Here is a 24137-nt window from a genome sequence, read left to right as displayed (position 1 = left end):
ATTTACAGAAATACCAACACTAATTGTTTAAAAGAGCCAACATGAAAAGAACTCCCTTCGAAGGAGTCCTAATTCATCTATAATTTCTAGGGGTAAATTTATTATACCAATTTTATTTATGTAAAAAAGAGGAAAATACACTAAGGAATGCTAGTTCAATTTATCTAAAATATTTTTTTCTTAAAGAACATATTTGCCAAATCGAGCGGATAAAAGGTCGCTCTTTTTTTCTTCTTCAGTAAGGTCGTATTTTGAATCAATACTATATATTATTTATAACTAATTTTACCTTGTTTCTTATAATTTTGAATCAGTTGTTCAAATAGCTCATTATCTGTTGAAATTAAATATTGAGCTTCCCAAAGGCTGCTTCTATCGCAAAACCGTTAATATTTCATGACCTTTGAAAGAAATTCCCCCTTCGTGTTTGGAAGGCGGTGAAATAATGTCAACGACAACTCTTGAGGAAAAACAATATCTTCTAAGATTTAAGTGCGACACGAAATCACACTTAACCATGCTTGATCATGATGTTTGCATGACCAATGTCCGGAAAAACTTTGCACAGTATTTTGCCCGGCAGAGGTTTATAAATTGGAAGGAACACGGATGCAGGTAGGCTTTGAAGGCTGCCATGAATGTGGAAGCAGCCGGATTGGCTGCCCACACGAAAACATTAAATGGGAATATCCAAAAGGCGGACACGGGATTGTGTTTAGGTTAGCTTAAATTAAAAGGTGCTGTTTGCGAGAGCAATAGCACCTTTTTTTATGGCTCTTTTCTTAAACTTTGTTGCTCTTGATAAAATCTGATCCATATAGGGGCCTTTTCGGACAGGCTATGATGGATTCAAGGTAATCGTGTCTGAATCAGGGGGTCATTTGGACAACTTTTTTGAAACCAAGCAAAGGGCAATGTGTCCGAATGGATGCCTTAGGGTGAAAAGTTTACAGATTAAATCTGTTCGAAAAACAACAATCCTTGCGAAAACAGCCTTTTTTATTGAATCTGGTTGCATTTTTTCAAAAAAAATCTTTTATTATCCTTTTGGAAAGCAGAAAAGAAATCAAATTTACCACTATATGTATATTTTTTCACAATGGAGTGCAAAAAAGAGGGGAAAGCAGAAGGATTAACTTTATGAGGTTTAGCTGATTTTCTCTTTAATGGTGGATGGGGAAAGCTCGTCGTTTTCACAAGAAACAATAAATGTTTTGGCCAAATCGATTGCACAGTCCATGGACTGCATAAGATCGGAAGAATAAAAAGGATGATTCCAATTAAAGGAACCCTCATAATTTGATGGATAAATACTTACCTTCCAGTGATAATATCCTGTTGGCTGCTGAATGGTTTCACCTTGGATCCCGACTAACCAATGCGTCGCTTTCAAATCGATTTGTTGAATTCCAGACTCCTTTAAGACCATCATGTCATTTAATCCAATTGGGATTAATGCCTTTTGGTAAAAATCACGATAATTTGGAGTTTGCAGGATAATCAGCCTCCCTTTTGTTTGACTACCTTTATTATATGATGGTTTTTATGTTTTTTTGAGTAAAAATGTTAAAATTTTTTGAAAATTGTATGCGCCTTCACCCAATTGTCAAAATAAAGGATATGCCTATTCAATACAAGGATTAATGTGACCTATATCACAACAATTCTTCCATGTTCCTTTTATACTATAAGAAGTTAAATTTGAAGAGGTGACTTTAATGAGTGGCTGTATGAGTGGTTTTGGCGGTATGCCTCAAGCTGAATTAAGCAAAGGATTAAAACAGTTAAAGGGAGAGCATCCACCATTATTAGACCAATTAGATGAATTATTTAAATTAACAAAGCAAATTGAAGATGAAAAAGATATTGAACAAAATTTTACCGTATTAATTACAAAGGTGAAGGAATTCAAGGCCGAGCTTGATCCTCATTCTGAACGGGAAGAAGGAGTCCTTTTTCCGATGATGGGCGCATATATTGGAACTACTTCCGGCCCCATCGCTGTGATGGAATATGAACATGATCAGGCAAAATCGAAAATAGCTGCATTCCTTGAAAAAGCTGAAAATGACCTGCTTTCCTCTACTGAAAAGAAAAACTTAGCCGATTTAATCAAAAATGCCTATTTCATCTTAACCGAGCATTTCGCTAAAGAAGAAAATGTGTTGTTCCCAATGGCAGAAAGAATACTAACAGATGAAGAAAAAGAAGAGCTGTATAGAAAAATTCAAGAGATTAAATAAAGGATGGGTTCCCCCATCCTTTTTAAAATTATCCTTGATGCCACTCACGCAGCTTTTTGTCAGATGGTAAAAGTAGTGCTGTTAGTCCAAGTAACGGTAATACACCAATTCCAGTTACCATCATTTGTATACCTATTAGGTCTGCAATGTACCCAAGTCCTACCGAGCCAATGGCACCCATTCCAAACGCAAGTCCCACCGTTAAACCCGACATGAGTCCAATTTTTCCTGGAACAAGCTCCTGTGCATAAACAACCGTGACTGAAAAGCTCGTCATCAAGACGAAACCAGTACATAAAAGGAAGATAAAGGCCACGCCTGATGGCACAAACGGAATCAGAATCGAGAAAGGCACTGTTGTGAGCATGGATAAAGCAATGACTGTCTTCTTACCAAACTTGTCGGCGAGCGGCCCTCCAAAAAAAGTTCCAAATGCACCTGCTACTAAAAATGCAAATAAATAAAGCTGGGATTCTTTAATTGTCATAGCATATTGCTTTATGGCAAAAAAAGCATAAAAGTTGGTCATACCCGAAATGTACCAGGATCTTGCAAAGATTAAAAGTAAAATTAGCACGAGTGCCTTTTTAATATCCTTGGATATTCCTGTTTTTGCACCAGCGATTGCTGTTTGTTTCTTCAACCGCGCTGTAGAAACTTTTAATCTTTGATTATACCAACTTGCAATATAAATAAGTAAAATGACGGCAAGTGCTGCAACGATTGTAAACCAGGAAGCACCTATTTGGCCGAGCGGTACTAAGATAAGAGCGGTAATCAGCGGGGCTAATGCCTGACCGGTATTGCCACCAACCTGGTAAATCGATTGAGCAAGCCCTCGGCGGCTACCAGCTGCCATATGAGCAACCCTTGAGCCTTCCGGATGAAATACAGCCGAACCGAGGCCGATAAAAATAACGGATAACACAATAAGACCGAAGTTTGGAGCCATCCCCAAGCCAAGTACTCCGAATAATGTTAGAGTAAGTCCAATGGGTAACGCGAAAGGCATTGGTTTTTTATCCGTAAAAATACCGACAACAGGCTGCATGACGGATGAAACCATGTTTAAAGAAAAGGCAATGATTCCTAGTTGGGTAAAAGATAATCCCATTGATTTTTCCAAAATTGGAAACATCGCGGGCACTACGGATTGAATTGCGTCATTTAATAAATGGCAAAGCCCGATAATAAAAAGAATTTTAAACATCGTTGACTCATTCGCTTTTGGGGCTTTAGCGTTAAGAATTGCTTGTTGGTTCATTGTAGTCTCCTTTTTCAATTTGAACAAATTTTTTCTATTCTAATCTTACAAAATTTTCATTAAAAGTAGAATGAAAAATTTCTAGTTTCGAAATAATTTATTATTGCTTCAGAAGATGGATGAAGCCCAAAACGCATCCAAGGAGCGGTGGAAATGGTCTTCAAAAGGTGGATGAAGCCCAAAACACATCTAAGGAGCGGTGGAAATGGTCTTCAAAAGGTGGATGAAGCCCAAAACGCATCCAAGAAGCGGTGGAAATGGTCTTCAAAAGGTAGATGAAGCCCAAAACGCATCCAAGGAGCGGTGGAAAAGGTCTAGATAAGGTGGATGAAGCCCAAAACGCATCCAAGGAGCGGTGGAAAAGGTCTAGATAAAGTGGATGAAGCCCAAATCGCATCCAAGGAGCAGTGGAAATGGTCTAGATAAGGTGGATGAAGCCCAAAACGCATCCAAGGAGCGGTGGAATAGGTCTAGATAAGGTGGATGAAGCCCAAAACACATCTAAGGAGCGGTGGAAATGGTCTTCAAAAGGTGGATGAAGCCCAAAACACATCTAAGGAGCGGTGGAAATGGTCTTCAAAAGGTGGGTGAAGCCCAAAACGCATCCAAGGAGCGGCGGAAATGGTCTAGATAAGGTGGATGAAGCCCAAAACATATCTAAGGAGCGGCGGAAATGGTCTTCAAAAGGTGGATGAAGCCCAAAACACATCTAAGGAGCGGTGGAAATGGTCTTCAAAAGGTGGATGAAGCCCAAAACGCATCCAAGGAGCGGCGGAAATGGTCTTGATAAGGTGGATGAAGCCCAAAACGCATCCAAGGAGCGGTAGAAATGGTCTTCAAAAGGTGGATGAATCCTAAAACGCATCTAATAAACGAAAGAAATGTCCTTCATTAGGCGATGAAGGACATTTTGTGCAAGAATACGTATTCTATTGTTTTCATTATGTGTTTTTTGCAAGCGGTAAGGTTAATTCTACTTTTGTACCTTTTCCTGCAGCACTCAAAATCTTTATTTTTCCGCCAAAGGATTGAATAATCCTCTTACAGACAACCAAACCAAGTCCAGTTCCCGTTTCTTTTGATGTATAAAAGGGCCGAAAGATTTTATCCAATTCCTCCTTACTCATTCCTTTACCATTATCAATGATTTCCAGTTTGCAAAACTGTGAATCTTTTTGGAGAATTATTTCTAATTTTCCCGAACCTTCCATAGATTCAAACGAATTTTTTGCAATATTTAACACAACCTGTTTAATTTGGTCTTTAACACATTGAACCATTATCGGGTTCGAAGGAATGCCCCAACTACAATCTACATTGCATAAATTTCCCTCCGAAATAATCAACGGTTTCAGCTCTTGCAATGTTTCAACAATATTAACATTATTAGTTAACTGTGCAGTCGGTTTCCCTAGAATTAGAAACTCGCTGACAATCTCATTAATACGGTTTAACTCTGAATCAATCACTTCAAAATAATATTGGTCTTCTGGCGCAGTATATTTTTCACTCAAAAGCTGCATAAGTCCCTTCACACCCGTTAGCGGATTACGGATTTCGTGGGCAGTACTTGCAGCTAAAGTCCCTACTAGTTCTAATTTTTGTACTTCATTTTGTTTCCGTTCTTTAACCGTGTGCTTTTTTAATAGAATGTATTCAATAAGTAAAAATAGCACATGTGTGATAACTAGGATGATAAAAAGTGCTTCACTAAATTCTCCAGCAATCTCTTTTATATTTCGATTTGCAATTTTCACCTTGATATTCCAAGGCAAACGGTCCATTGGCAAGTGAATCCAATTATTTCCATCATTTATCGTTGAATCCTTGACATTTAGTTTTACGATTGGTTTGTTATTACCGTTTACTACAACCAGTTTGGATTTTGGTGTAAGAACCTTCATGAGGTTTTGCATATAATCAATCCGTAAGTGGGCAACAAGTATAGCCATTACGTGATGGTTTTCGTCTAAAACAGGTGTGGCTAATCCTAATATTCGCTGATTATTTTGGGTTATTTCTTGATGATCGGAGATAATCGTATCCTTTGTCTTAATCACATCTTGAATATATTTTTGCCGGGAAAACTCCACTGTGTAGTTTCGTAATTCTGAACCTGTGAGCACTTTCCCATTTTTATCAAGAAGATACAAGCCTCCATACCGTAGATCCTTATCGTGAATTTCTTTCAGTAAGGGCTCCACTTTTTCGGGAGAAGACAAATTCCCTTTAACAGAAAGAGATAGAATTTCTAAACTTGTGGTTGTCTCGCCAATAAACTGATCCCAGCTTTTTTGGTAAATGGATGCGACCCAGCGTGCCTGTTCTTTTCTTTCTTGATTGTGTTCTTTTAGAATGTTAGAAAAATAATATGAGCCTATAATAATAACAGGAAGAACTACTATAATTAGATATAAATAAAAGTTGCTCTTGAAATTTTTCATGTTAGTACCTCAAACATCGATAAGTTGACCAAATCATTATATCATCAGATTTAGTTTTTGAGAAAATATTCCTGCAATAAAAAAAATAGGCAGCTTATTTTTGAATGGGCACGTATCATGTGGTTCGCTTCACCGGTTAAATTGACATATTTTAAAAAGTTTTTTATAATAATTTTGAAATCAAGATAATTTTAAAATTGGAATTTACAGTTTTTAAAAAATAAAGAGGATGAAATTTATATGGAAAATGAAGCTATTTCTCAATCTTTAAAGCTGTTTATTGTTCTTTCAAGAGCGTATAAGGCAATTAATGAGCATGTAAATAAAGGAATTCAAGCAAGTGGTCTTAATCCGACGGAATTTGCAGTCCTTGAGCTTTTATATCACAAAGGTGATCAGCCAATGCAGCAAATTGGCGGTAAAATTCTTCTTGCCAGCGGAAGTATCACCTATGTAGTTGATAAACTAGAACAAAAAGGATTATTAAAACGAATTGCTTGTCCAAAAGATAGAAGGGTTACCTATGCCCAAATTACCGATGATGGAAAAAACTTTATTGAAGGGATTTTCCCTGAACACGCTGAAAGTATTCACAAATTAATGTCAAGTCTAACTGTGGATGAAAAGTCGGAAGCCATTGAATTATTGAAAAAACTCGGCTTACCTGCAGGGAAATTTTAATGCGGCCAATTGGTCGTATTTTTTTTTAACAGGAATATTAATGAGTAGTGTCGAAAACAACAAGAAGGTTAATATAAAGATAAAGGGGTTGTTAAAATGAGCTTTGAAAGCTATACATATCAACGGCCAAACTTAGATGAAATGAAAAAAAACTTTCAATTAGCGATTGACCGTTTTAAAAGTGCATCATCAATTGATGAGCAATCAGCAGCCATGGATGATATCAATAAACTAAGAAATGATCTTGGAACGATGTTCAACCTTTGTTATATTCGTCACTCGGTTGATACAAACGATGAATTTTATAAGGAAGAACAGGATTACATGGATGAAATCCAGCCTGAAATTGAGGGATTGGTGAATCAATATTACCAAGCACTTGTCGACTCTAAGTTTCGCATTGAATTAGAGAGAAAATGGGGGAAACAGCTTTTTGCACTTGCTGAGGGACAACTGAAAACCTTTAAACCGGAAATTGTTCCTTTATTGCAAAAAGAAAATCGCCTTTCCACCGAATATACAAAACTTCTTGCTTCAGCCAAGATTGACTTTGAAGGTGAGGAGAGAACACTTGCTCAATTAGAGCCGTTTACACAGGCAACCGATCGTGAGATGAGAAAACGGGCTAGCGTGGCAAAATTTAATTTCTTTGCCGAGAATGAGGCTGAACTGGACCGCATTTATGATGATCTTGTTAAAGTGAGAACAGAAATTGCCCAAAAACTAGGTTATAAAAATTTCGTTGAGCTTGGTTATTATCGGATGATGAGAACAGATTATAATGCCGAAATGGTTGCAAAATTCCGTGCCCAAGTAAAGGATTTCATTGTCCCGATTTCAACAAAACTAAAAACAAGGCAGGCAGAGCGAATTGGCCTTGACCATTTAAAATATTATGATGAGGGATTTGTCTTTAGGACAGGAAATGCCATACCAAAAGGGAGCCCGGAATGGATTATAGACAATGGTCAAAAGATGTATGAGGATCTTTCAGTCGAAACTGGTGCCTTTTTCAAATTCATGCGGGAAAATAATTTGATGGACCTTGTAGCGAAAAAAGGGAAAGCAGGCGGTGGTTATTGTACTTTTATTGAAAATTTTAAAGCACCGTTTATTTTTTCAAACTTTAACGGCACCTCCGGTGATATTGATGTTTTGACACATGAAGCCGGTCATGCCTTCCAAGTTTATTCGAGCCGTCATTTTGAAATTCCTGAATATTACTGGCCAACCTATGAAGCAGCTGAAATTCATTCAATGAGTATGGAATTTTTCACATGGCCGTGGATGGACTTGTTCTTTAAAGAAGATACCGAGAAATATCAATTTGCCCATTTAAGTGATGCTCTCTTATTCTTACCTTATGGTGTATCTGTTGATGAATTCCAGCATTGGGTATATGAAAATCCAGAAGCATCTCCAAAAGAACGGAAGCACCAATGGCGAGAGATTGAAAAGAAATACCTGCCGCATAAGGATTATGATGGAAATCAGTATTTAGAAAATGGCGGCTTTTGGCAGCGTCAAGGGCATATATATAACTCACCTTTTTATTATATTGATTATACACTTGCACAAATTTGTGCCTTCCAGTTCTGGAAAGGCTCTAGAGAGAATCAAGAAGAGGCTTGGAGAGATTATGTGAACCTTTGTAAGCTTGGCGGAAGCATGTCCTTTACCAAGCTTGTGGAAGCCGCAAATTTAATCTCACCATTTCAAGATGGCTGCGTCGAATCGGTGATTGGTGAAATCGAAAAATGGTTGAATTCTGTTGATGATAAAAATTTGTAAAAAGAAAAGCGAAGCCTGATTTATTTATAGGCTTCGCTTTTCTTTTTAAATTATGGCTGTGTTAAAGGACAATGTTGATTTTGAACATCGTTGATTGGAGCGAAGCGACGAGGAGGCTCCCCGAACCGCTTATTCCTGGAGCGGAAATCAACAACCAAGTTTAACAAGAGCCTAAATTATAGAACTGTTGCTGTTTCCGCCGATACTTTGATTTTACCTTCATGAATGATGGCTTCAACCTTTTTTGCATCGGGTTGATCTAGAATAAAGTCAGCCATTTTATCTTCAAGCTGTTCTTGAATAACCCGACGTAATGGGCGGGCACCGAAGGCAGGGTGAAACCCTAGTTCAGCAAGTTTTTCTTTTACTTCAGGTGTTATTGATAATTCAATATTTTGTTCGGTTAATGTTTCTTTTAATTCAGTAAGCATTAAATCAACAATTTTGAGAATATCTTCCTTCTCAAGTGTGTTAAACTCAATAATACTGTCAAAACGGTTTAAAAATTCCGGTTTAAAGAAGCTTCCTAAAGAATCCAAGATGGATGCTTCTTCAATCGCCTCACTTGTTCCAAAACCAACATGAATGGGCTTATAGCCAATACCGGCGTTACTTGTCATGATAATGACGGTATCTTTGAAACTTACCGTTCTTCCCTGGCTGTCAGTGAGACGACCATCTTCAAGAATTTGCAGAAACATATGCTGTACATCAGGATGTGCTTTTTCAATCTCATCCAATAAAATAATGCTGTAAGGGTTTCGACGTACTTTTTCAGTTAATTGACCTGCCTCATCATGACCCACATATCCTGGAGGTGAACCGATTAATTTTGAAACACTGTGTTTTTCCATATATTCACTCATATCCAGACGAATCATTGAATCCTTTGAACCAAATAATTCTTCAGCAAGTGTTTTTGTTAATTCAGTTTTACCGACCCCGGTAGGTCCTACAAAAAGGAAGGAACCAATTGGGCGCTGTTTTGATTTTAAGCCAGCACGGCTTCTTCTAATTGCTTTCGCAACCTTTTCCACCGCTTTTTTCTGTCCAATTACTTTAGATTCTAGATTTTCTTCCAGATGCTTCATTTTAAGCTGCTCATCTTCTTGAAGTTTGCCTACAGGGATACCTGTTTTTTTCTCAATGATTTCTTGGATATGTGCAGCTTCAACAGTTGGTCTTTCGCTATTATAAGCTTGGCTTAACGCTTTTTCCAGCTTGGTTTCCTCGTCTCGAAGCGTTGCTGCTGCCTCATAATTTTCTTTTTTTAATGCAGCCTCTTTTTCAGTTTGAATTTCCTTTAAGCGGTTTTCAAGTTGCTCTGTACTCTTATAATCCGAATTAAGATTCAATTTAGAACCCGCTTCATCAAGCAAGTCAATTGCCTTGTCAGGTAAGAAACGGTCTTGGATATATCGGTGTGATAATTGCACGCATGCATGAATTGCCTCATCTGAATAGGTAACTTCATGATAGTCTTCATATTTCTTTTGAATACCTTTTAAAATCTGGGTGGTTGCTTCTGGTGATGGTTCTTGAACATGAACTGGCTGGAAGCGGCGCTCAAGAGCAGAGTCTTTTTCAATTTGACGGTATTCTTTTAAAGTGGTTGCGCCAACAACCTGTAATTCACCACGTGCAAGTGAAGGTTTTAAGATATTTCCCGCATCCATAGAACCTTCAGCTGAACCAGCTCCAACAAGTAAATGGATTTCGTCAATAAATAAGATAATATTCTTACGTTCTTGTAACTCTGAAATCAATTGCTTAATTCTCTCTTCAAATTGGCCACGAATTCCTGTGTTTGCAACTAATGAAGCAACGTCAAGCAAATAAACTTCTTTATTTTTTAATTTATCCGGTACTTGTCCTTCGGCAATATTTAGAGCAAGGCCCTCAGCGATCGCTGTTTTACCGACACCAGGTTCACCAATTAAGACAGGATTATTTTTATTACGTCTATTTAAAATTTCAATTACACGCTTAATTTCTTCATCACGGCCGATGACTGGGTCAATAAGGCCTGCTTTTGCCATTTGTGTTAAATTACGTCCAAATTGGTCGATAAAACCGCCGCCATTAGAAGGACGTTTTTCATTTTGCATGTTTTGCTGACCATTCATTTGTCTATTTTCAATTGAATTCTTTGAGAAAAAAAGATCTTCAAATGGAAATCCTGAAAAAGCATTCATCGTTGGCCCGATTCCTGCCCCGATTGTATTTTTTCCTTTTGAATAGCATTCATGACAAAGTTTCATTTCTTTTCGCTGTCCATTTATGACGATGTTAAATTGTACAGTTGCATGGTTTTCTTTACACATTTGACATAGCATATTAAAAACCTCCTATAAATACATTATAAGGTGTTTGACTTTGACTAACTTTGACCTTATATCTGTAGTATACTCTGACCTTTTTTGACTTTCAAGGGGTTTGTTTATGGTAATTATTTCTTAAATATTAAAGTTAGCTCGTCTTTGTTTGTCCATCTCTTCATATAGTTAAATAGAGGGGGAGATGATGTGAAGAAAAATTGGTCAGCAGCTTTTCAAATTGCAGCAGTCTACGTTGGGACGGTCGTAGGAGCTGGTTTTGCCACAGGAAGAGAGATCGTTGAATTTTTTTCACGCTTTGGCTTCTTTGGCTTAATAAGTATTTTAATGAGCGGCTACCTCCTTGTTGTTTTAGGTTCCAAATTAATGAGAATAGCGGCTCATATAAATGCAAAATCCTATCAGGAGTTTAATGAATATTTATTTGGGAAGTGGGCAGGTAAAGCCATTAATATCATTATGCTTGTGATGCTTCTTGGTGTAAGTGCCGTGATGCTCGCTGGGGCAGGGGCAGTATTTGAAGAGCAATTGGGCCTTTCGAAAAACTTCGGAGTCCTATTAACCATATTTCTTTCTTTTATTGTCATGATGACTGGTACAAAAGGGCTTTTTGCAGTAAATTCTTTTGTGGTACCCTTAATGATTTGTTTTAGTTTATTGTTAATGGGCTTTTCTGTAAAATTGCCTCATTTCATGGATCAATTTTTATTTATTCCACATGTTGATGATGGCTGGAAAAGCGTGGTGGCTCCCTTTTCCTATACTGCGCTAAATTTAGCCTTGGCACAGGCAGTTTTAGTACCGATTGCCACAGAAGTAAAGGATGATTGGACAATTAAGTGGGGAGGAATACTAGGAGGAGCTGCTTTGACCCTTATACTACTCTCAAGTCATTTTACTTTAATCATGCTTCCAAATCTTGAGAATTATGAAATTCCTATGGCCATAATTATGAAACAAATTGCTCCATTTTTTTATTGGATTTTTGTGATGGTCATTTATGGGGAAATTTTTACTTCGGTAATCGGAAACGTATTTGGTTTAGATCGGCAGCTTAAGCAATATGTATCGGTCTCGACCATCACCTCTATTTCAGGGATTTTTGCCATTTCCTATGTAATTAGTCTTATAAATTATGGGAAATTACTGTCATACCTCTATCCGTTGTTCGGATACATAAGCCTGATATTCTTCATCTTGTTATGGATGAAGCAGTTACCCAATAGAATCAAGTAAATAAGGACTCAATTCTTTGAATGGAAATGATTTGCTCAATTTTCATTCTTTTTCCTATGATAAGGAAAAGGGTTTTTGAAAAAGATAGTAGGTGAAAGGAGTGAATGGTATGAGCAAATCACAGAGGCAGCATGAAAGGGAATGGACTGTTCGAAAACAAGATCAAAATCCGCATGGCAAAGTGAAATCCCTTAAACAGATTTCAAACGAAATAGGAAAACAGCCATAAAATTAAGTTAAATGGGTCTTGTTTAAGTAATTATACAGAGGAAAAAGGCAGCCGATGGCTGCCTTTTTAATGGCTCAAAACAATTTAATAAGCGCTTTCTTTTACAATCTTATAGTTTTTATGATTTACAACCGTACGCTGGTCCAATTCTAAATCACGGTAATTGTCCATGTATGTTAGATCGACTATTACAGAATTTTCATTTACCTTTTCCACTATTCCCTGTAACCCACCACGGAATTCAATGATATTTCCTATTTCTGCTATTTTCATTCAGTCTCTCCCCTTTGCCATACAATCTCATCTATCCCATTTAATTAACAGTTTGCACTACTTTTCCAATTTCGTAAAGGATTTTATTTGACAATTACGTTAATTTTGATAAAAAAATTAATTAACTATAATAGTAGATTTATTGTTTAAAAAAATTCTTAGAATTGAAGGGTATTTCCTCGGAAATTTCGACAAAAAATACTCTTTAATAAAGATTTACGATAAACTACTTTTGGAAAGGTGGTGCATATTGTGAATGGAGATGCTGTAAACGAAATACTGGAACAGTTAAAGGCCGGAACGCTTTCTGAGTATTATGTAAAGCAGGATGATTTTTTGGAATTCCGGCAAATTCTTGTTAAAAGAGAGGATTTTAAACATTTCCGAGGGATTGCTCAGAGGGGTGGAGATGTACTTTATCAATATTTGCAAGAGCCAAGAAGTTAAATTGGGTTCATATACTATTAGGAAAAGATTAAAAATGGAAGGAGGGCAATGATGATTAACCAAAGCATATTACCAGCATCAACGAATATGAAAGAGTTTGAGCGTTTTTTAAAGAGCTCCTTTGAAATCGGGGTTTTTTTAGACATGCATATCGCTCAGTTAAAAAATATAAGTGCACTTGCAAAACAACATGGAAAAAAAATGATTTACCATGTTGACCTCATACATGGGATAAAAAATGATGAATATGCGACGGAATATATATGCCAGGAATATAAGCCTTTTGGTTTAATTTCAACGAAATCTAGTGTGATACTGAAGGCTAAGCAGAAGGGAGTTATTGCGGTTCAGAGAATTTTCCTTCTTGACACTCATGCATTGGAAAAGAGCTATTCATTGATTGAAAAGACACGTCCTGACTTTATTGAGGTTTTACCTGGGGCTATCCCTTGGATGATTACTGAAGTAAAGGAACGCATTGGGATCCCCATTTTTGCAGGCGGACTTATTCGGACACCAGAAGAGGTGCAAAATGCACTGAATGCAGGTGCTACAGCCATTACGACTTCAAAACGGGAGCTTTGGGATACATTTGCAGTCCAAAAATAAAGTTTCAATAGTTTGGAATAAAAAAAGGATTGACAACGCTTTCATTGGTTTATATACTTTAATCAAGTTAATAGAATTGTGACGGAGATAAGGAGATTCACGCGAAAGACCATGGTTTGTGGTTTTTTATGTGTGAATCTCCTTTTTTGTTTTCTGTCAGAATGAACAACATATAATGAAAAAGGAGAGATGAAAATTGACACCATTTATTGGAGAATTAGTAGGAACCATGATTTTGATTGTCCTCGGTGCTGGAATTGGAGCGGGATCTTCGTTAAAAAAATCCTATTCTAATAATGCCGGATGGATTGTAATTACCATAGCGTGGGGACTGGCAGTAACAATGGGAGTTTTTGCAGTAGGATCGGTGAGTGGAGCACATCTGAATCCGGCCGTTACCATTGCGCTTGCACTAAATGGAGACTTCCCGTGGTCCGATGTGCCTGGGTATATTCTTGCCCAAATGATTGGAGCTATTCTCGGTGCAGCCCTAGTTTATTTACATTATCTGCCTCACTGGAAAGTAACAGATGACCCAGGAACAAAGCTAGGCGTTTTTGCGACAAGCCCGGCAATCTCGCATACATTTTCAAATCTATTTAGTGAAATTTTTGGTACATTTGTTCTTGTACTTGGTTTATTATTTATTGGAGCTAACAAGTTTACAGAAGGATTAAATCCACTGGCGGTTGGACTATTGATTGTCGTGATTGGAATGTCATTGGGTGGAACCACTGGATATGCAATTAATCCTGCTCGTGACCTTGGGCCGCGGATTGCCCACTTCCTACTGCCGATTCCGGGTAAAGGGAGCTCTAACTGGGGCTATTCATGGATTCCGGTTGTAGGGCCGCTGTTAGGCGGCAGCCTTGGAGCCGTAATCTATAAAGCTATATTTTTAGGGAAAGTTACCGGAGCCCTATGGGGAGTTATAGGACTTAATCTAATCGTACTATTCCTTGCATTTTTTGCAGGAAAAAAACAGAATATGAACAAGAATTTAAGAAGAAAAGCAGCTTGATATAAAATCAAAATTGGAGGGCGTAACCATGGAAAAGTATATTCTATCATTAGATCAGGGAACAACCAGTTCACGAGCAATTTTGTTTAATCAAAACGGGGAAATTGTTCATAGTGCTCAAAGGGAATTTACGCAATATTTTCCAAAGCCGGGTTGGGTTGAACATAATGCCAACGAAATATGGGGTTCTATCTTGTCTGTCATTGCTGAAGTTTTATCTGAAACAGGAGTTAAGCCAGAACAAGTTGCTGGAATTGGAATTACCAATCAGCGCGAAACGGCTGTAGTTTGGGATAAAGAAACCGGAGAACCCGTTTATCATGCAATTGTTTGGCAATCCAGACAAACGAGTGAAATTTGTGAGGAATTAAAAGAGAAAGGTTACGGTCAGCTATTTCGTGAAAAAACAGGTTTGTTAATTGATGCCTACTTCTCAGGGACTAAAGTAAAGTGGATTCTTGATCATGTTCCTGGGGCACGTGTAAGGGCTCTCCAAGGTAAGCTTCTATTTGGTACAATTGATACATGGTTGATTTGGAAGCTTTCAGGGGGAAAGGCGCATGTAACCGATTACTCCAATGCATCCCGTACTCTAATGTTTAATATCCATGACTTAAAATGGGATGAGGAATTACTTGGAATTTTAGGTATTCCTAAATCGATGCTTCCTGATGTTCGGCCATCCTCAGAAATCTATGCTAATACAGTAGATTATCATTTCTTTGGCAAGGAAGTGCCAATTGCCGGAGTTGCTGGCGACCAGCAGGCGGCATTATTTGGCCAGGCATGTTTTGAAAAGGGTATGGCAAAAAATACGTATGGTACGGGCTGCTTTATGCTCATGAATACTGGAGAAAAAGCAGTAAAGTCTGAACATGGATTATTGACAACGATCGCATGGGGATTAAATGGAAAAGTAGAGTACGCTCTAGAAGGAAGTATTTTTGTAGCGGGTTCAGCAATTCAATGGCTTCGCGATGGTTTAAGAATGATTAAGGATGCTAAAGATAGCGAAACATATGCAGCAAAGGTTGAATCTACAGATGGGGTTTATATTGTACCAGCATTTGTCGGGCTTGGAACACCTTATTGGGATAGTGATGTCCGAGGTGCTGTCTTTGGATTAACACGTGGAACAACAAAGGAACAATTTATTCGTGCCACACTTGAGTCGCTTGCTTATCAAACAAAGGATGTGTTATCGGCGATGGAAGCCGATTCAGGCATTCAATTGAAAACACTGCGTGTTGACGGTGGTGCGGTTAAAAATAATCTCCTAATGGATTTCCAAAGTGACCTTTTAAATGTTCCTGTTGAAAGACCTGTGGTAAATGAAACAACATCCCTTGGAGCCGCTTATTTAGCGGGACTTGCAGTTGGGTTCTGGAAGAGTCAGGAAGAAATCTCGAAGCAATGGGCAATCAGCCGGAAGTTTGATCCGAAAATGAACGAAGAGGACCGTAAACTTCTGTACGCTGGCTGGAAAAAAGCCGTAAATGCGGCAATGGCATTTAAATAAACTATTCTGTTTCGTAAATATATGGTATAATAATACACAAGTTAATATATTGGCAGGAGAATTTGGAGAGACCACAAAAACATTACCAGTTGGTAATGTCTTTTGTGGTCTCTTTTTATTTCCCCTTAAAAATATCTAAGCATATAATAATAAGGCTTCTTAATCGGGAGGAAAAAATAATGAAATTTTCGAATTTAAATCGTAAAGAAATTGTATCGAAATTGAAGGAAAAGAAGTTTGATGTTTTAGTTATTGGTGGTGGAATTACCGGAGCCGGTATCGCCCTTGATGCGTCTTCAAGAGGAATGATTACCGCACTGGTCGAAATGCAAGATTTTGCGGCAGGTACATCAAGCCGGTCTACAAAATTAGTGCATGGAGGATTAAGATATTTAAAACAATTTGAAGTGAAAATGGTCGCAGAAGTAGGGAAAGAACGTGCGATTGTCTATGAAAACGGCCCGCATGTCACTACTCCAGAGTGGATGCTCCTGCCAATGCATAAAGGCGGAACATTTGGACCATTCTCTACTTCTATTGGTTTACGTGTTTATGATTTCTTAGCAGGAGTAAAAAAATCAGAACGAAGAATGATGTTATCTGCACAGCAAACCCTTGCAAAAGAGCCGCTCGTTAAAAAAGAGGGTCTAAAAGGCGGGGGGTATTACGTAGAATATCGTACTGATGATGCAAGACTAACGATTGAGGTAATGAAAGCGGCGATAGAAAAGGGTGCAACTGCTTGCAATTATACAAAAGTTACAAATCTTATCTATGAAAATGGAATCGTTGTCGGTGTAATGGTCCAAGACCTGTTTACAGGTGAAAAATATCAGGTCCGTGCCAAAAAAATTGTCAATGCAGCGGGTCCATGGGTAGATCAAATACGGGAAATGGACCATTCGAAAAAGGGAAAGGTTCTTCAGTTGACAAAAGGTGTCCATCTCGTAATTGATCAGTCTCGTTTCCCTTTAAAGCAAGCCATTTATTTCGATACGCCAGATGGTCGAATGGTATTTGCAATCCCTCGAGATGGAAAGGCTTATGTGGGTACAACGGATACCTTTTATGATCAGGATAAAGCTCATCCTTATATGACATCAGCTGACCGCAGCTATATCATTAAGGCGATTAATTATATGTTTCCTGATGTGAAAATAACCGAGAAGGATATTGAGTCCAACTGGGCAGGAGTTAGACCACTTATATATGAAGAAGGAAAAAAGGCATCGGAAATTTCTCGTAAGGATGAAATTTGGGAATCCAAAACAGGTCTTATTACAATTGCTGGAGGAAAATTAACGGGATATCGGAAAATGGCGGAAACGATTGTGGATTTACTTGCAGCGAAATTTAATGATGAAGAGGGGACGAACTACCCGGCTTGTATGACGAAGGATATGCCAATTTCCGGCGGCGATGTTGGTGGTTCTATCCATTTTTTAGACTATGTTAGTAGAAAGGTAAAAGTTGGTCTCGAAGTGGGTTTAACGAATGAAGAGGCAGAACAATTAGCAAAAATCTATGGCTCAAATATTGAAGACGTTTTTGAACTTCTTAATACGAATAAAAATGATGCAGCTCGATATGAATTGCCACTCACATTATTTGCTATGTTAATTTATTCGATTCACTATGAGATGGCAGCAACTCCAATTGATTTCTTTAATCGCCGAACAGGTGCGATATTGTTCAATATTCAACTTGTACAAAAATGGAAGAACCAGGTTTTAGCTTATATGGCTGATCAATTTGGATGGAACGAGCAAGAAAAGCAAAAATATACCAATGAATTGGAAGAAGCCCTAATACATGCAGTAATACCAATTGATGAACAGAATAATGAATTTCCTAAGGCAGTAGGCGGAAATTAATAGATGATAGGCCGTAAATTTTTTGCGGCCTTTCTTTATTTTTGTGAGCTTTACTACTGTTCAAGTGAGTAAGAAAATGATATTCTATCCTTTGTATTATTTTTCACAATCTATGCCTTTTATTTAAAACATAATTGTGTCATTTTAGGGAAAAAATAATATTGATTGTATTGCTTTATTTATTAATCAATTAACGGTTTAGTTGACTAAAATGAACAAATTGTTTAGATTTATTAGGCAGGTAATAAATTTAAATTTATTATATTAATTGACATTAAAGGAGTTTGATTTACATGGCAGAAAAACAATTTAAAGTAACAGCTGAAACAGGTATTCACGCAAGACCGGCAACCTTGTTAGTACAAGCAGCTAGTAAATTCAATTCTGAAATCAATTTAGAATATAAAGGGAAAAAGGTTAATTTAAAATCGATTATGGGTGTAATGTCTTTAGGAATTGGTCAAGGAGCAGACATCGTGATTTCTGCTGAAGGAAACGATTCTGAAGAAGCTTTATCAAGCATTGAAGAAACACTGAAAAAAGAAGGTTTGGCTGAATAATGAGTTTTTTACATGGTATTGCTGCATCAAACGGTATCGCAATTGCAAAAGCTTACCGTCTTGTAGAACCTGATTTATCCTTTGAAAAGAAAACCATTGATGACACGAATTCAGAGGTAAAAAGATTTCGAATGGCAATGGAAAAATCTACGTCTGAGCTTGAAGTCATTCGCGACCGGGCAAAGGTAGAACTTGGGGAAGATAAGGCAGCCATTTTTGAAGCACATCTTCTTGTTCTAAGTGACCCTGAATTGACAGGACCGATTGAAGATAAAATTCAATCTGAAAAAATCAATGCTGAGTTTGCCTTAAAAGAAACGGCAGATATGTTTATAACAATGTTCGAACAAATGGATAACGAGTATATGAAGGAGCGGGCTGCAGATATTCGTGATGTGACGAAACGTGTTCTTTGCCATTTACTTGGTGTTCAATTGGTAAACCCAAGCATGATTGCCGAAGAAGTTATTATCGTGGCCGAGGATTTAACTCCCTCCGATACCGCTCAATTAAATCGTAAATTTGTAAAGGGCTTTACCACAAATATTGGCGGCCGTACCTCCCACTCAGCGATTATGGCAAGATCATTGGAAATTCCTGCAGTAGTTGGAACCAAAGCAGCTACAGTTGAAATTAATAATGGTGATATGGTCATTGTGGATGGACTTAAAGGTGAAGTACATATTAATCCGACACCTGAGCTAGTGGAACAATACCGTAAAATCCATAACGAATTTGAGGCACAAAAAGCTGAATGGGCAAAATTAGTTAATGAAAAAACTGTTTCTGCAGATGGTCACCATGTTGAATTAGCCGCCAATATCGGAACTCCGAATGATTTAAAAGGAGTTATGGATAATGGTGGTGAAGGAATTGGTCTATATCGAACCGAATTCCTTTACATGGGCAGAGATCAGCTTCCCACCGAGGAAGAACAGTTCGAATCCTATAAAGCCGTCTTAGAAGGAATGAATGGCAAGCCAGTGGTCGTTAGGACTTTAGACATTGGTGGCGATAAAGAATTACCATATTTGGAATTACCAAAAGAATTGAACCCATTCTTAGGTTTCCGTGCGATTCGTTTATGCCTGGAAGAGCAGGAAATTTTCCGAACCCAATTGCGTGCACTGCTGCGGGCAAGCAGTTATGGTAATTTAAAAATTATGTTCCCAATGATTGCAACCCTTGATGAGTTTCGCCAAGCAAAGGCAATCCTGGAAGAAGAAAAAGCGAAGCTTCAAAGCGAAGGGCAAACCGTTAGTGAAAAGATTGAGCTTGGAATCATGGTTGAAATTCCTTCAACTGCGGTTTTAGCTGACCAATTTGCCAAAGAAGTTGATTTCTTCAGTATTGGGACAAATGACCTCATTCAATATACAATGGCAGCTGACCGTATGAATCAGCGTGTATCCTATCTTTATCAGCCATATAGCCCATCTATTTTAAGATTGGTCAAAATGGTTATTGATGCTTCACATGCAGAAGGAAAATGGACAGGCATGTGTGGTGAAATGGCAGGAGATGAAACAGCAATTCCAGTTCTTCTAGGACTTGGTCTTGATGAATTTTCAATGAGTGCAACATCCATTTTAAAAGCCCGTTCATTAATTCGGAACCTCAAAAAATCCGATATGGAAAGTCTTGCGCAAAAGGTATTAAATATGCAAACAACTGACCAAGTAATCGAGGCTGTAACAGCAGCAACAAAATAATATACCTTAAAACCGGCTGAGAAATCAGTCGGTTTTTTTTGTGAAAAAAGAAGGGATTTTTAGACTAGTATGGAATTATAATATAGTAAGAAAGACTTATTAATCCTAAAAGTTGATAGGTCAATCGTACAATGTGCAGGAGCATGCAGGGGGTGAAAGGAATTATGGAACAGAAACCGTTACATTATGATGGTAGTTTACAACTAGACTCTTCACTAACTGAGTCAGTGGTTAATGAACCATTCCAAATGACCGATGAAATGAGAGTAAGTATTGGTCGTAACCCATACTCAGTTGATACAAATGAATAAGAGGCTGTTTTTGAGGATTTGTCTAAATGACAAATCCTTTTTATATGGGTTACTTTAAAGCAGAAATGTTGACCGAACCATTTTTTTTATTTAAAATTACCTCGAATTGAAAATATATTAATTAAAAGTTTGTGAAAAAGTTTGGTTAATTTCTATATTTTTGATTTAAACTAAAATGTCAACATACACGAACAGAAAGGTGATGGAAGAATGGCAAAAGTATTATATATAACTGCACACCCACATAATGAAACACAATCCTACAGTATGGCCGTAGGGAAAGCGTTTATCGATACGTATAAAGAAGTAAATCCGGGAGATGAAGTGGTTCATTTAGATTTATATAAAGAGAATATCCCCCATATAGATGCAGACGTTTTTAGCGGATGGGGTAAGCTTCGCTCTGGACAAGAGTTTGATCAGCTATCTGCAGAAGAAAAGGCCAAGGTTAGCCGGCTGAATGAATTAAACGAACAATTTATTGCCGCAGATAAATATGTTTTCGTTACTCCGTTATGGAACTTTTCATTTCCTCCAGTAATGAAGGCATACCTTGATTCTGTCGCAGTTGCAGGAAAAACATTTAAATACACGGAAAAAGGTCCGATTGGACTTTTGACTGATAAAAAAGCACTGCATATCCAAGCACGCGGTGGGTTCTATTCAGAAGGACCTGCAGCCCAAATGGAAATGGGCCACCGGTATATTAGTATTATGATGAGTTTCTTCGGTGTTCCAGCCTTAGAAGGACTCTTCGTTGAGGGGCATAATGCAATGCCTGATAAAGCACAGGAAATCAAAGAAAATGCCATTGCTCGTGCGAAGGATCTTGCGCATACGTTTTAAAGCAGTAATAAATTTTGGGAGACAGATTAACTCTGTTTCCTTTTTTTCTTGTAAGATTAAAGAAGAAAAACAAAGGGAGGAAATAAGGATGGAATTAAATCTAAAGGGTAAAACAGCGATTATCGCTGCCTCCAGCCAGGGGCTCGGTTTTGCGATTGCGGAAAGACTCGTAAGGGAAGGCGCAAATGTCATGATTTCAGGCCGGGATGAGGAGAAACTGAAACAAAAAGCAGCTTTGCTTGAAGCAATTGATCTTGGAAAAGTCAGCTACCATAGAACCGATGTAACAAATCCTCAGGAAATTAAGCAGCTTGTTCAAGTGACAATTGAAATCTTTGGTGAAATCCATCTGCTTGTAAATAATGCCGGCGGTCCGCCTGCAGCTGCTTTTGAAGATCTATCCGATAATGAATGGCAGAATGCATTTGAATTAAATCTATTATCCTATGTAAGGCTAATCCGCGAAAGCTTGCCTTACATAAAAAAACAAGGAGGAAAAATCCTTAATATCGCTTCTTCTTCTATAAAAGAACCGATTCCTGGATTAATTTTATCAAACACATTTCGAACTGGAATTGTCGGGCTTTCAAAAACACTCGCTTCTGAATTAGCACCATACAATATTTTAATTAATACAATTGCCCCTGGAAGGATTGCAACAGATCGAGTAAAACATTTAGACCAAGTCAATGCAGATAAGCAAGGTGTTGACCGAGAAGTTATTGAAGAGAAATCAAAAGCGGCAATTCCTCTAAAAAGATATGGGAAACCTGAAGAATTTGCCAATGTCGCTGCGTTCCTTTTATCGGATGCAAATACCTATATGACAGGAAGTTCGTTCCTTGTTGATGGGGGCATGATTAAAGCGATTTAACTTCCCGCTCCTTTTATTAGCCATTTCTAACGTTTACTTCCAATAATTGATGGTTATGGTAGTAATAAAGGGAGTGTTAGGATGCTGAAAAAATTGCGGATGCTGTTATTATTATCAATTGGAATCCTCAGTACATCTTTTTTAACTGGATGCGGGCTGCAATTTTCTGATGAACTAATTGTCAACCGATTTGCGGATGCCTTATTAACAAAAAATAATGAGCTTCAGTTTCGTTTTCGCATAAATGACCAAATATTAAATGACCGCCAATTATATAAGGTTAAAGTGGCCATCCATGATGATAAACTAGCAGCAGCTATTGGTCAAAGAGAAATTGTATATGGTGAAGAACAGGTCATTAATGGAGAATTTTTAGATGTGGGGCGAAGTGAAAAATATATTTTTATGGACCCTATTCCCTTAAAAAAAGACTTACATATCCATGAATTAGAAAATATGATTGAAAATAAGAATGCTGTATCAATAGAAGTATTCAACAATCAAGAGGTTTTTGGGCGTGCTTACCTAACTAATTTTTCTTCGGAGCTCTAAAGTGAAGATTAACTTTTCGTCAGGGTGGATACAATAAATATGTGCATAAATTTGGAGATTTTAGCGCGGGGACCGGGTCAAGAAAAATGACCTGGTCTTTTTCAATACTTTCAAAGAAATTTAGTGCTAAAATAGAGGTAAAATGAGGAGAGGAAGATAAATTTGTTAACTCCAGAAAATACGGTAATCGGATTTATTGGAATAGGCGTGATGGGAAAAAGTATGGCAAGCCATTTATTAAATGCGGGATTCCCTGTAGTTGTTTATTCGAGAACAAAGGAAAAAGCTACAGACCTTTTGGAAAAAGGTGCGACATGGGCTGGAAATCCCCAAGATGCGGCTGAGAAAGCCCAAGTTATTTTTACGATTGTCGGTTATCCGAAGGACGTGGAGGAAGTTTATTTTGGTGAGGATGGACTAATTGCCCACGCTAAAGCAGGAAGTTATCTAATCGATATGACGACTTCTGCTCCTTCGCTTGCCAAAGAAATATATGAGGCTGCTAAGAAGAAGGGAATCCAGGCCATTGATGCTCCTGTTTCAGGCGGGGATGTCGGAGCAAAAGAAGCAAAGCTCTCGATTATGGCTGGCGGTGAGCGGGAAGCTTTTGATGCGGTTCGTCCGATACTCGAGCACCTTGGAACGAACATTGTCTACCAAGGAGAGGCAGGGGCAGGGCAGCATACAAAAGCATGTAACCAAATTGCGATTGCTTCCAATATGATTGGGGTATGTGAAGCGATCATCTATGCAGAAAAAGCAGGATTGAACCCTGACACTGTACTAAAAAGCATTTCAACTGGGGCTGCTGGGAGTTGGTCTCTAAGTAATCTTGCCCCAAGAATGCTGAATGGAAATTTTGAGCCAGGGTTTTACATAAAGCATTTCATTAAGGATATGAAAATTGCCCTTGATGAAGCAGAACAAATGGGAATGGACGCCCCGGGTCTGTCATTGGCTAAATCCCTTTATGAACAATTAGCTGAAAAAGGTGAAGAAAACAGCGGAACTCAAGCATTGTATAAATACTGGAAGAACTAAAGGTATCGAATAAATTCCTTCTCTAAATAGAAACTAAAAGAGAATTATTTATAGGAGGAATTGCAAAAATGGCTAAACGGACAAAAAAAAATGATCCCCAGCAAAAAAATAAAAAAGGATTTGATTCATCACAGCTGAATGAAGAATTTGCTCATGAAATGGGTTCAGCTGCAACAAATAAAATCCATAAAGATAAAGCAAAGAAAGAAAAAGCACCAAAGAATAACGGGGAATATAAAGGCCAATAAAAGGAACACCCTCACTCTATTGCAGT

The 24137-nt window shown here is 37.9% G+C and carries 24 protein-coding genes and 1 pseudogene; 20 read left to right on the top strand and 5 right to left on the bottom strand.

The genetic code is table 11. The features are described 5' to 3' along the window. The first annotated feature begins 445 nt into the window (after nucleotides 1-445). Nucleotides 446-729: pseudogene (locus E2K98_RS01935) on the top strand (ferredoxin family protein). 418 nt (nucleotides 730-1147) lie between these two features. Here the strand turns inward: E2K98_RS01935 and E2K98_RS01930 are convergent. After that, complete coding sequence (locus tag E2K98_RS01930; RefSeq protein WP_133332614.1) at nucleotides 1148-1432, bottom strand: hypothetical protein; 285 nt, start codon at nucleotides 1430-1432, stop codon at nucleotides 1148-1150. A gap of 286 nt (nucleotides 1433-1718) precedes the next feature. Here E2K98_RS01930 and E2K98_RS01925 point away from each other — a divergent pair, with 286 nt between their 5' ends. After that, on the top strand, nucleotides 1719-2243 hold the full coding sequence (locus E2K98_RS01925) for a hemerythrin domain-containing protein (RefSeq protein WP_235824679.1): 525 nt from the start codon (nucleotides 1719-1721) through the stop codon (nucleotides 2241-2243). Between the two features lie 28 nt (nucleotides 2244-2271). Here the strand turns inward: E2K98_RS01925 and E2K98_RS01920 are convergent, their stop codons facing one another. Further along, nucleotides 2272-3507 carry an MFS transporter gene (locus E2K98_RS01920; protein ID WP_133332613.1) on the bottom strand — a complete coding sequence of 412 codons (1236 nt, stop codon included), beginning with the start codon at nucleotides 3505-3507 and terminating at the stop codon, nucleotides 2272-2274. A 569-nt stretch (nucleotides 3508-4076) separates the two neighbouring features. On the opposite strand from E2K98_RS01920, the gene E2K98_RS31970 reads away from it, so the two are divergent. Next, nucleotides 4077-4202: a hypothetical protein gene (locus tag E2K98_RS31970; protein ID WP_268884010.1), complete on the top strand. Its 126-nt coding sequence runs from the start codon at nucleotides 4077-4079 to the stop codon at nucleotides 4200-4202. Between the two features lie 246 nt (nucleotides 4203-4448). Here E2K98_RS31970 and E2K98_RS01915 read toward each other — a convergent pair whose 3' ends face one another. After that, entirely contained in the window at nucleotides 4449-5951 is a 1503-nt protein-coding gene (locus E2K98_RS01915; RefSeq protein WP_133332612.1) for a PAS domain-containing sensor histidine kinase, read from the bottom strand. Between the two features lie 240 nt (nucleotides 5952-6191). On the opposite strand from E2K98_RS01915, the gene E2K98_RS01910 reads away from it, so the two are divergent. Beyond that, nucleotides 6192-6632: a MarR family winged helix-turn-helix transcriptional regulator gene (locus E2K98_RS01910; RefSeq protein ID WP_133332611.1), complete on the top strand. Its 441-nt coding sequence runs from the start codon at nucleotides 6192-6194 to the stop codon at nucleotides 6630-6632. Nucleotides 6633-6728: 96 nt separating this feature from the next. Continuing rightward, on the top strand, nucleotides 6729-8423 hold the full coding sequence (locus E2K98_RS01905; protein WP_133332610.1) for a M3 family oligoendopeptidase: 1695 nt from the start codon (nucleotides 6729-6731) through the stop codon (nucleotides 8421-8423). A 176-nt stretch (nucleotides 8424-8599) separates the two neighbouring features. On the opposite strand, the gene E2K98_RS01900 is transcribed toward E2K98_RS01905, so the two are convergent. Further along, nucleotides 8600-10759, bottom strand: coding sequence for an ATP-dependent Clp protease ATP-binding subunit (locus tag E2K98_RS01900; RefSeq protein WP_133332609.1), 2160 nt, complete (start codon nucleotides 10757-10759; stop codon nucleotides 8600-8602). Nucleotides 10760-10948: 189 nt separating this feature from the next. Here E2K98_RS01900 and E2K98_RS01895 point away from each other — a divergent pair, with 189 nt between their 5' ends. After that, nucleotides 10949-11995 carry a YkvI family membrane protein gene (locus E2K98_RS01895; RefSeq protein ID WP_133332608.1) on the top strand — a complete coding sequence of 349 codons (1047 nt, stop codon included), beginning with the start codon at nucleotides 10949-10951 and terminating at the stop codon, nucleotides 11993-11995. A 109-nt stretch (nucleotides 11996-12104) separates the two neighbouring features. After that, nucleotides 12105-12224: a DUF6254 family protein gene (locus E2K98_RS31540; RefSeq protein WP_231510828.1), complete on the top strand. Its 120-nt coding sequence runs from the start codon at nucleotides 12105-12107 to the stop codon at nucleotides 12222-12224. An 84-nt stretch (nucleotides 12225-12308) separates the two neighbouring features. Here E2K98_RS31540 and E2K98_RS01890 read toward each other — a convergent pair whose 3' ends face one another. Further along, nucleotides 12309-12497: a YkvS family protein gene (locus E2K98_RS01890; protein ID WP_026574693.1), complete on the bottom strand. Its 189-nt coding sequence runs from the start codon at nucleotides 12495-12497 to the stop codon at nucleotides 12309-12311. Between the two features lie 252 nt (nucleotides 12498-12749). On the opposite strand from E2K98_RS01890, the gene E2K98_RS01885 reads away from it, so the two are divergent. The 13 genes from E2K98_RS01885 (at nucleotide 12750) to E2K98_RS01830 (ending at nucleotide 24111) form a co-directional block, all read left to right on the top strand. Further along, nucleotides 12750-12944, top strand: coding sequence for a hypothetical protein (locus E2K98_RS01885; RefSeq protein ID WP_133332607.1), 195 nt, complete (start codon nucleotides 12750-12752; stop codon nucleotides 12942-12944). Nucleotides 12945-12992: 48 nt separating this feature from the next. Continuing rightward, entirely contained in the window at nucleotides 12993-13553 is a 561-nt protein-coding gene (locus E2K98_RS01880; protein ID WP_133332606.1) for a glycerol-3-phosphate responsive antiterminator, read from the top strand. Between the two features lie 196 nt (nucleotides 13554-13749). Continuing rightward, entirely contained in the window at nucleotides 13750-14574 is an 825-nt protein-coding gene (locus tag E2K98_RS01875; protein WP_133332605.1) for an MIP/aquaporin family protein, read from the top strand. Between the two features lie 28 nt (nucleotides 14575-14602). After that, on the top strand, nucleotides 14603-16093 hold the full coding sequence (gene glpK / locus E2K98_RS01870; protein WP_133332604.1) for a glycerol kinase GlpK: 1491 nt from the start codon (nucleotides 14603-14605) through the stop codon (nucleotides 16091-16093). A 179-nt stretch (nucleotides 16094-16272) separates the two neighbouring features. After that, a complete protein-coding gene (locus E2K98_RS01865; protein WP_133332603.1) occupies nucleotides 16273-17967 on the top strand; it encodes a glycerol-3-phosphate dehydrogenase/oxidase in 1695 nt (564 codons plus the stop codon). Between the two features lie 293 nt (nucleotides 17968-18260). Further along, nucleotides 18261-18527: a phosphocarrier protein HPr gene (locus E2K98_RS01860; protein ID WP_026574699.1), complete on the top strand. Its 267-nt coding sequence runs from the start codon at nucleotides 18261-18263 to the stop codon at nucleotides 18525-18527. After that, nucleotides 18527-20239 (top strand): phosphoenolpyruvate--protein phosphotransferase, encoded by a 1713-nt coding sequence (gene ptsP, locus E2K98_RS01855; RefSeq protein ID WP_133332602.1) that lies wholly within the window; start codon nucleotides 18527-18529, stop codon nucleotides 20237-20239. The genes E2K98_RS01860 and ptsP overlap by 1 nt, the downstream gene beginning before the upstream one ends. 164 nt (nucleotides 20240-20403) lie before the next feature. Continuing rightward, on the top strand, nucleotides 20404-20550 hold the full coding sequence (locus tag E2K98_RS30680) for a hypothetical protein (RefSeq protein ID WP_165976142.1): 147 nt from the start codon (nucleotides 20404-20406) through the stop codon (nucleotides 20548-20550). A gap of 210 nt (nucleotides 20551-20760) precedes the next feature. Then, nucleotides 20761-21396 (top strand): FMN-dependent NADH-azoreductase, encoded by a 636-nt coding sequence (locus E2K98_RS01850; RefSeq protein ID WP_133332601.1) that lies wholly within the window; start codon nucleotides 20761-20763, stop codon nucleotides 21394-21396. An 88-nt stretch (nucleotides 21397-21484) separates the two neighbouring features. Continuing rightward, the gene (locus tag E2K98_RS01845) at nucleotides 21485-22270 is read left to right on the top strand and encodes an SDR family oxidoreductase (RefSeq protein WP_133332600.1); all 786 of its coding nucleotides are present in this window, start codon (nucleotides 21485-21487) and stop codon (nucleotides 22268-22270) included. 81 nt (nucleotides 22271-22351) lie between these two features. Further along, the gene (locus E2K98_RS01840; protein ID WP_133332599.1) at nucleotides 22352-22822 is read left to right on the top strand and encodes a hypothetical protein; all 471 of its coding nucleotides are present in this window, start codon (nucleotides 22352-22354) and stop codon (nucleotides 22820-22822) included. A 162-nt stretch (nucleotides 22823-22984) separates the two neighbouring features. Continuing rightward, nucleotides 22985-23863 (top strand): NAD(P)-dependent oxidoreductase, encoded by an 879-nt coding sequence (locus tag E2K98_RS01835; protein ID WP_133332598.1) that lies wholly within the window; start codon nucleotides 22985-22987, stop codon nucleotides 23861-23863. A gap of 68 nt (nucleotides 23864-23931) precedes the next feature. Next, entirely contained in the window at nucleotides 23932-24111 is a 180-nt protein-coding gene (locus tag E2K98_RS01830; RefSeq protein ID WP_133332597.1) for a hypothetical protein, read from the top strand. Nucleotides 24112-24137 lie beyond the last annotated feature (26 nt).

The sequence above is a fragment of the Bacillus salipaludis genome (genome assembly GCF_004358205.1).
Note: the sequence above shows the minus strand (reverse complement) of the source record. Positions and strands in the feature narration are given on the sequence as shown.

Excerpts from the sequence above, each read along its gene's own strand:
- E2K98_RS01930 (WP_133332614.1), bottom strand. The coding sequence starts at position 1,432 with ATGATGGTCTTAAAGGAGTCTGGAATTCAACAAATCGATTTGAAAGCG.
- E2K98_RS01925 (WP_235824679.1), top strand. The coding sequence starts at position 1,719 with ATGAGTGGCTGTATGAGTGGTTTTGGCGGTATGCCTCAAGCTGAATTA.
- E2K98_RS01920 (WP_133332613.1), bottom strand. The coding sequence starts at position 3,507 with ATGAACCAACAAGCAATTCTTAACGCTAAAGCCCCAAAAGCGAATGAG.
- E2K98_RS31970 (WP_268884010.1), top strand. The coding sequence starts at position 4,077 with ATGGTCTTCAAAAGGTGGGTGAAGCCCAAAACGCATCCAAGGAGCGGC.
- E2K98_RS01915 (WP_133332612.1), bottom strand. The coding sequence starts at position 5,951 with ATGAAAAATTTCAAGAGCAACTTTTATTTATATCTAATTATAGTAGTT.
- E2K98_RS01910 (WP_133332611.1), top strand. The coding sequence starts at position 6,192 with ATGGAAAATGAAGCTATTTCTCAATCTTTAAAGCTGTTTATTGTTCTT.
- E2K98_RS01905 (WP_133332610.1), top strand. The coding sequence starts at position 6,729 with ATGAGCTTTGAAAGCTATACATATCAACGGCCAAACTTAGATGAAATG.
- E2K98_RS01900 (WP_133332609.1), bottom strand. The coding sequence starts at position 10,759 with ATGCTATGTCAAATGTGTAAAGAAAACCATGCAACTGTACAATTTAAC.
- E2K98_RS31540 (WP_231510828.1), top strand. The coding sequence starts at position 12,105 with ATGAGCAAATCACAGAGGCAGCATGAAAGGGAATGGACTGTTCGAAAA.
- E2K98_RS01890 (WP_026574693.1), bottom strand. The coding sequence starts at position 12,497 with ATGAAAATAGCAGAAATAGGAAATATCATTGAATTCCGTGGTGGGTTA.
- E2K98_RS01880 (WP_133332606.1), top strand. The coding sequence starts at position 12,993 with ATGATGATTAACCAAAGCATATTACCAGCATCAACGAATATGAAAGAG.
- glpK (WP_133332604.1), top strand. The coding sequence starts at position 14,603 with ATGGAAAAGTATATTCTATCATTAGATCAGGGAACAACCAGTTCACGA.
- E2K98_RS01865 (WP_133332603.1), top strand. The coding sequence starts at position 16,273 with ATGAAATTTTCGAATTTAAATCGTAAAGAAATTGTATCGAAATTGAAG.
- E2K98_RS01860 (WP_026574699.1), top strand. The coding sequence starts at position 18,261 with ATGGCAGAAAAACAATTTAAAGTAACAGCTGAAACAGGTATTCACGCA.
- ptsP (WP_133332602.1), top strand. The coding sequence starts at position 18,527 with ATGAGTTTTTTACATGGTATTGCTGCATCAAACGGTATCGCAATTGCA.
- E2K98_RS30680 (WP_165976142.1), top strand. The coding sequence starts at position 20,404 with ATGGAACAGAAACCGTTACATTATGATGGTAGTTTACAACTAGACTCT.
- E2K98_RS01850 (WP_133332601.1), top strand. The coding sequence starts at position 20,761 with ATGGCAAAAGTATTATATATAACTGCACACCCACATAATGAAACACAA.
- E2K98_RS01845 (WP_133332600.1), top strand. The coding sequence starts at position 21,485 with ATGGAATTAAATCTAAAGGGTAAAACAGCGATTATCGCTGCCTCCAGC.
- E2K98_RS01840 (WP_133332599.1), top strand. The coding sequence starts at position 22,352 with ATGCTGAAAAAATTGCGGATGCTGTTATTATTATCAATTGGAATCCTC.
- E2K98_RS01830 (WP_133332597.1), top strand. The coding sequence starts at position 23,932 with ATGGCTAAACGGACAAAAAAAAATGATCCCCAGCAAAAAAATAAAAAA.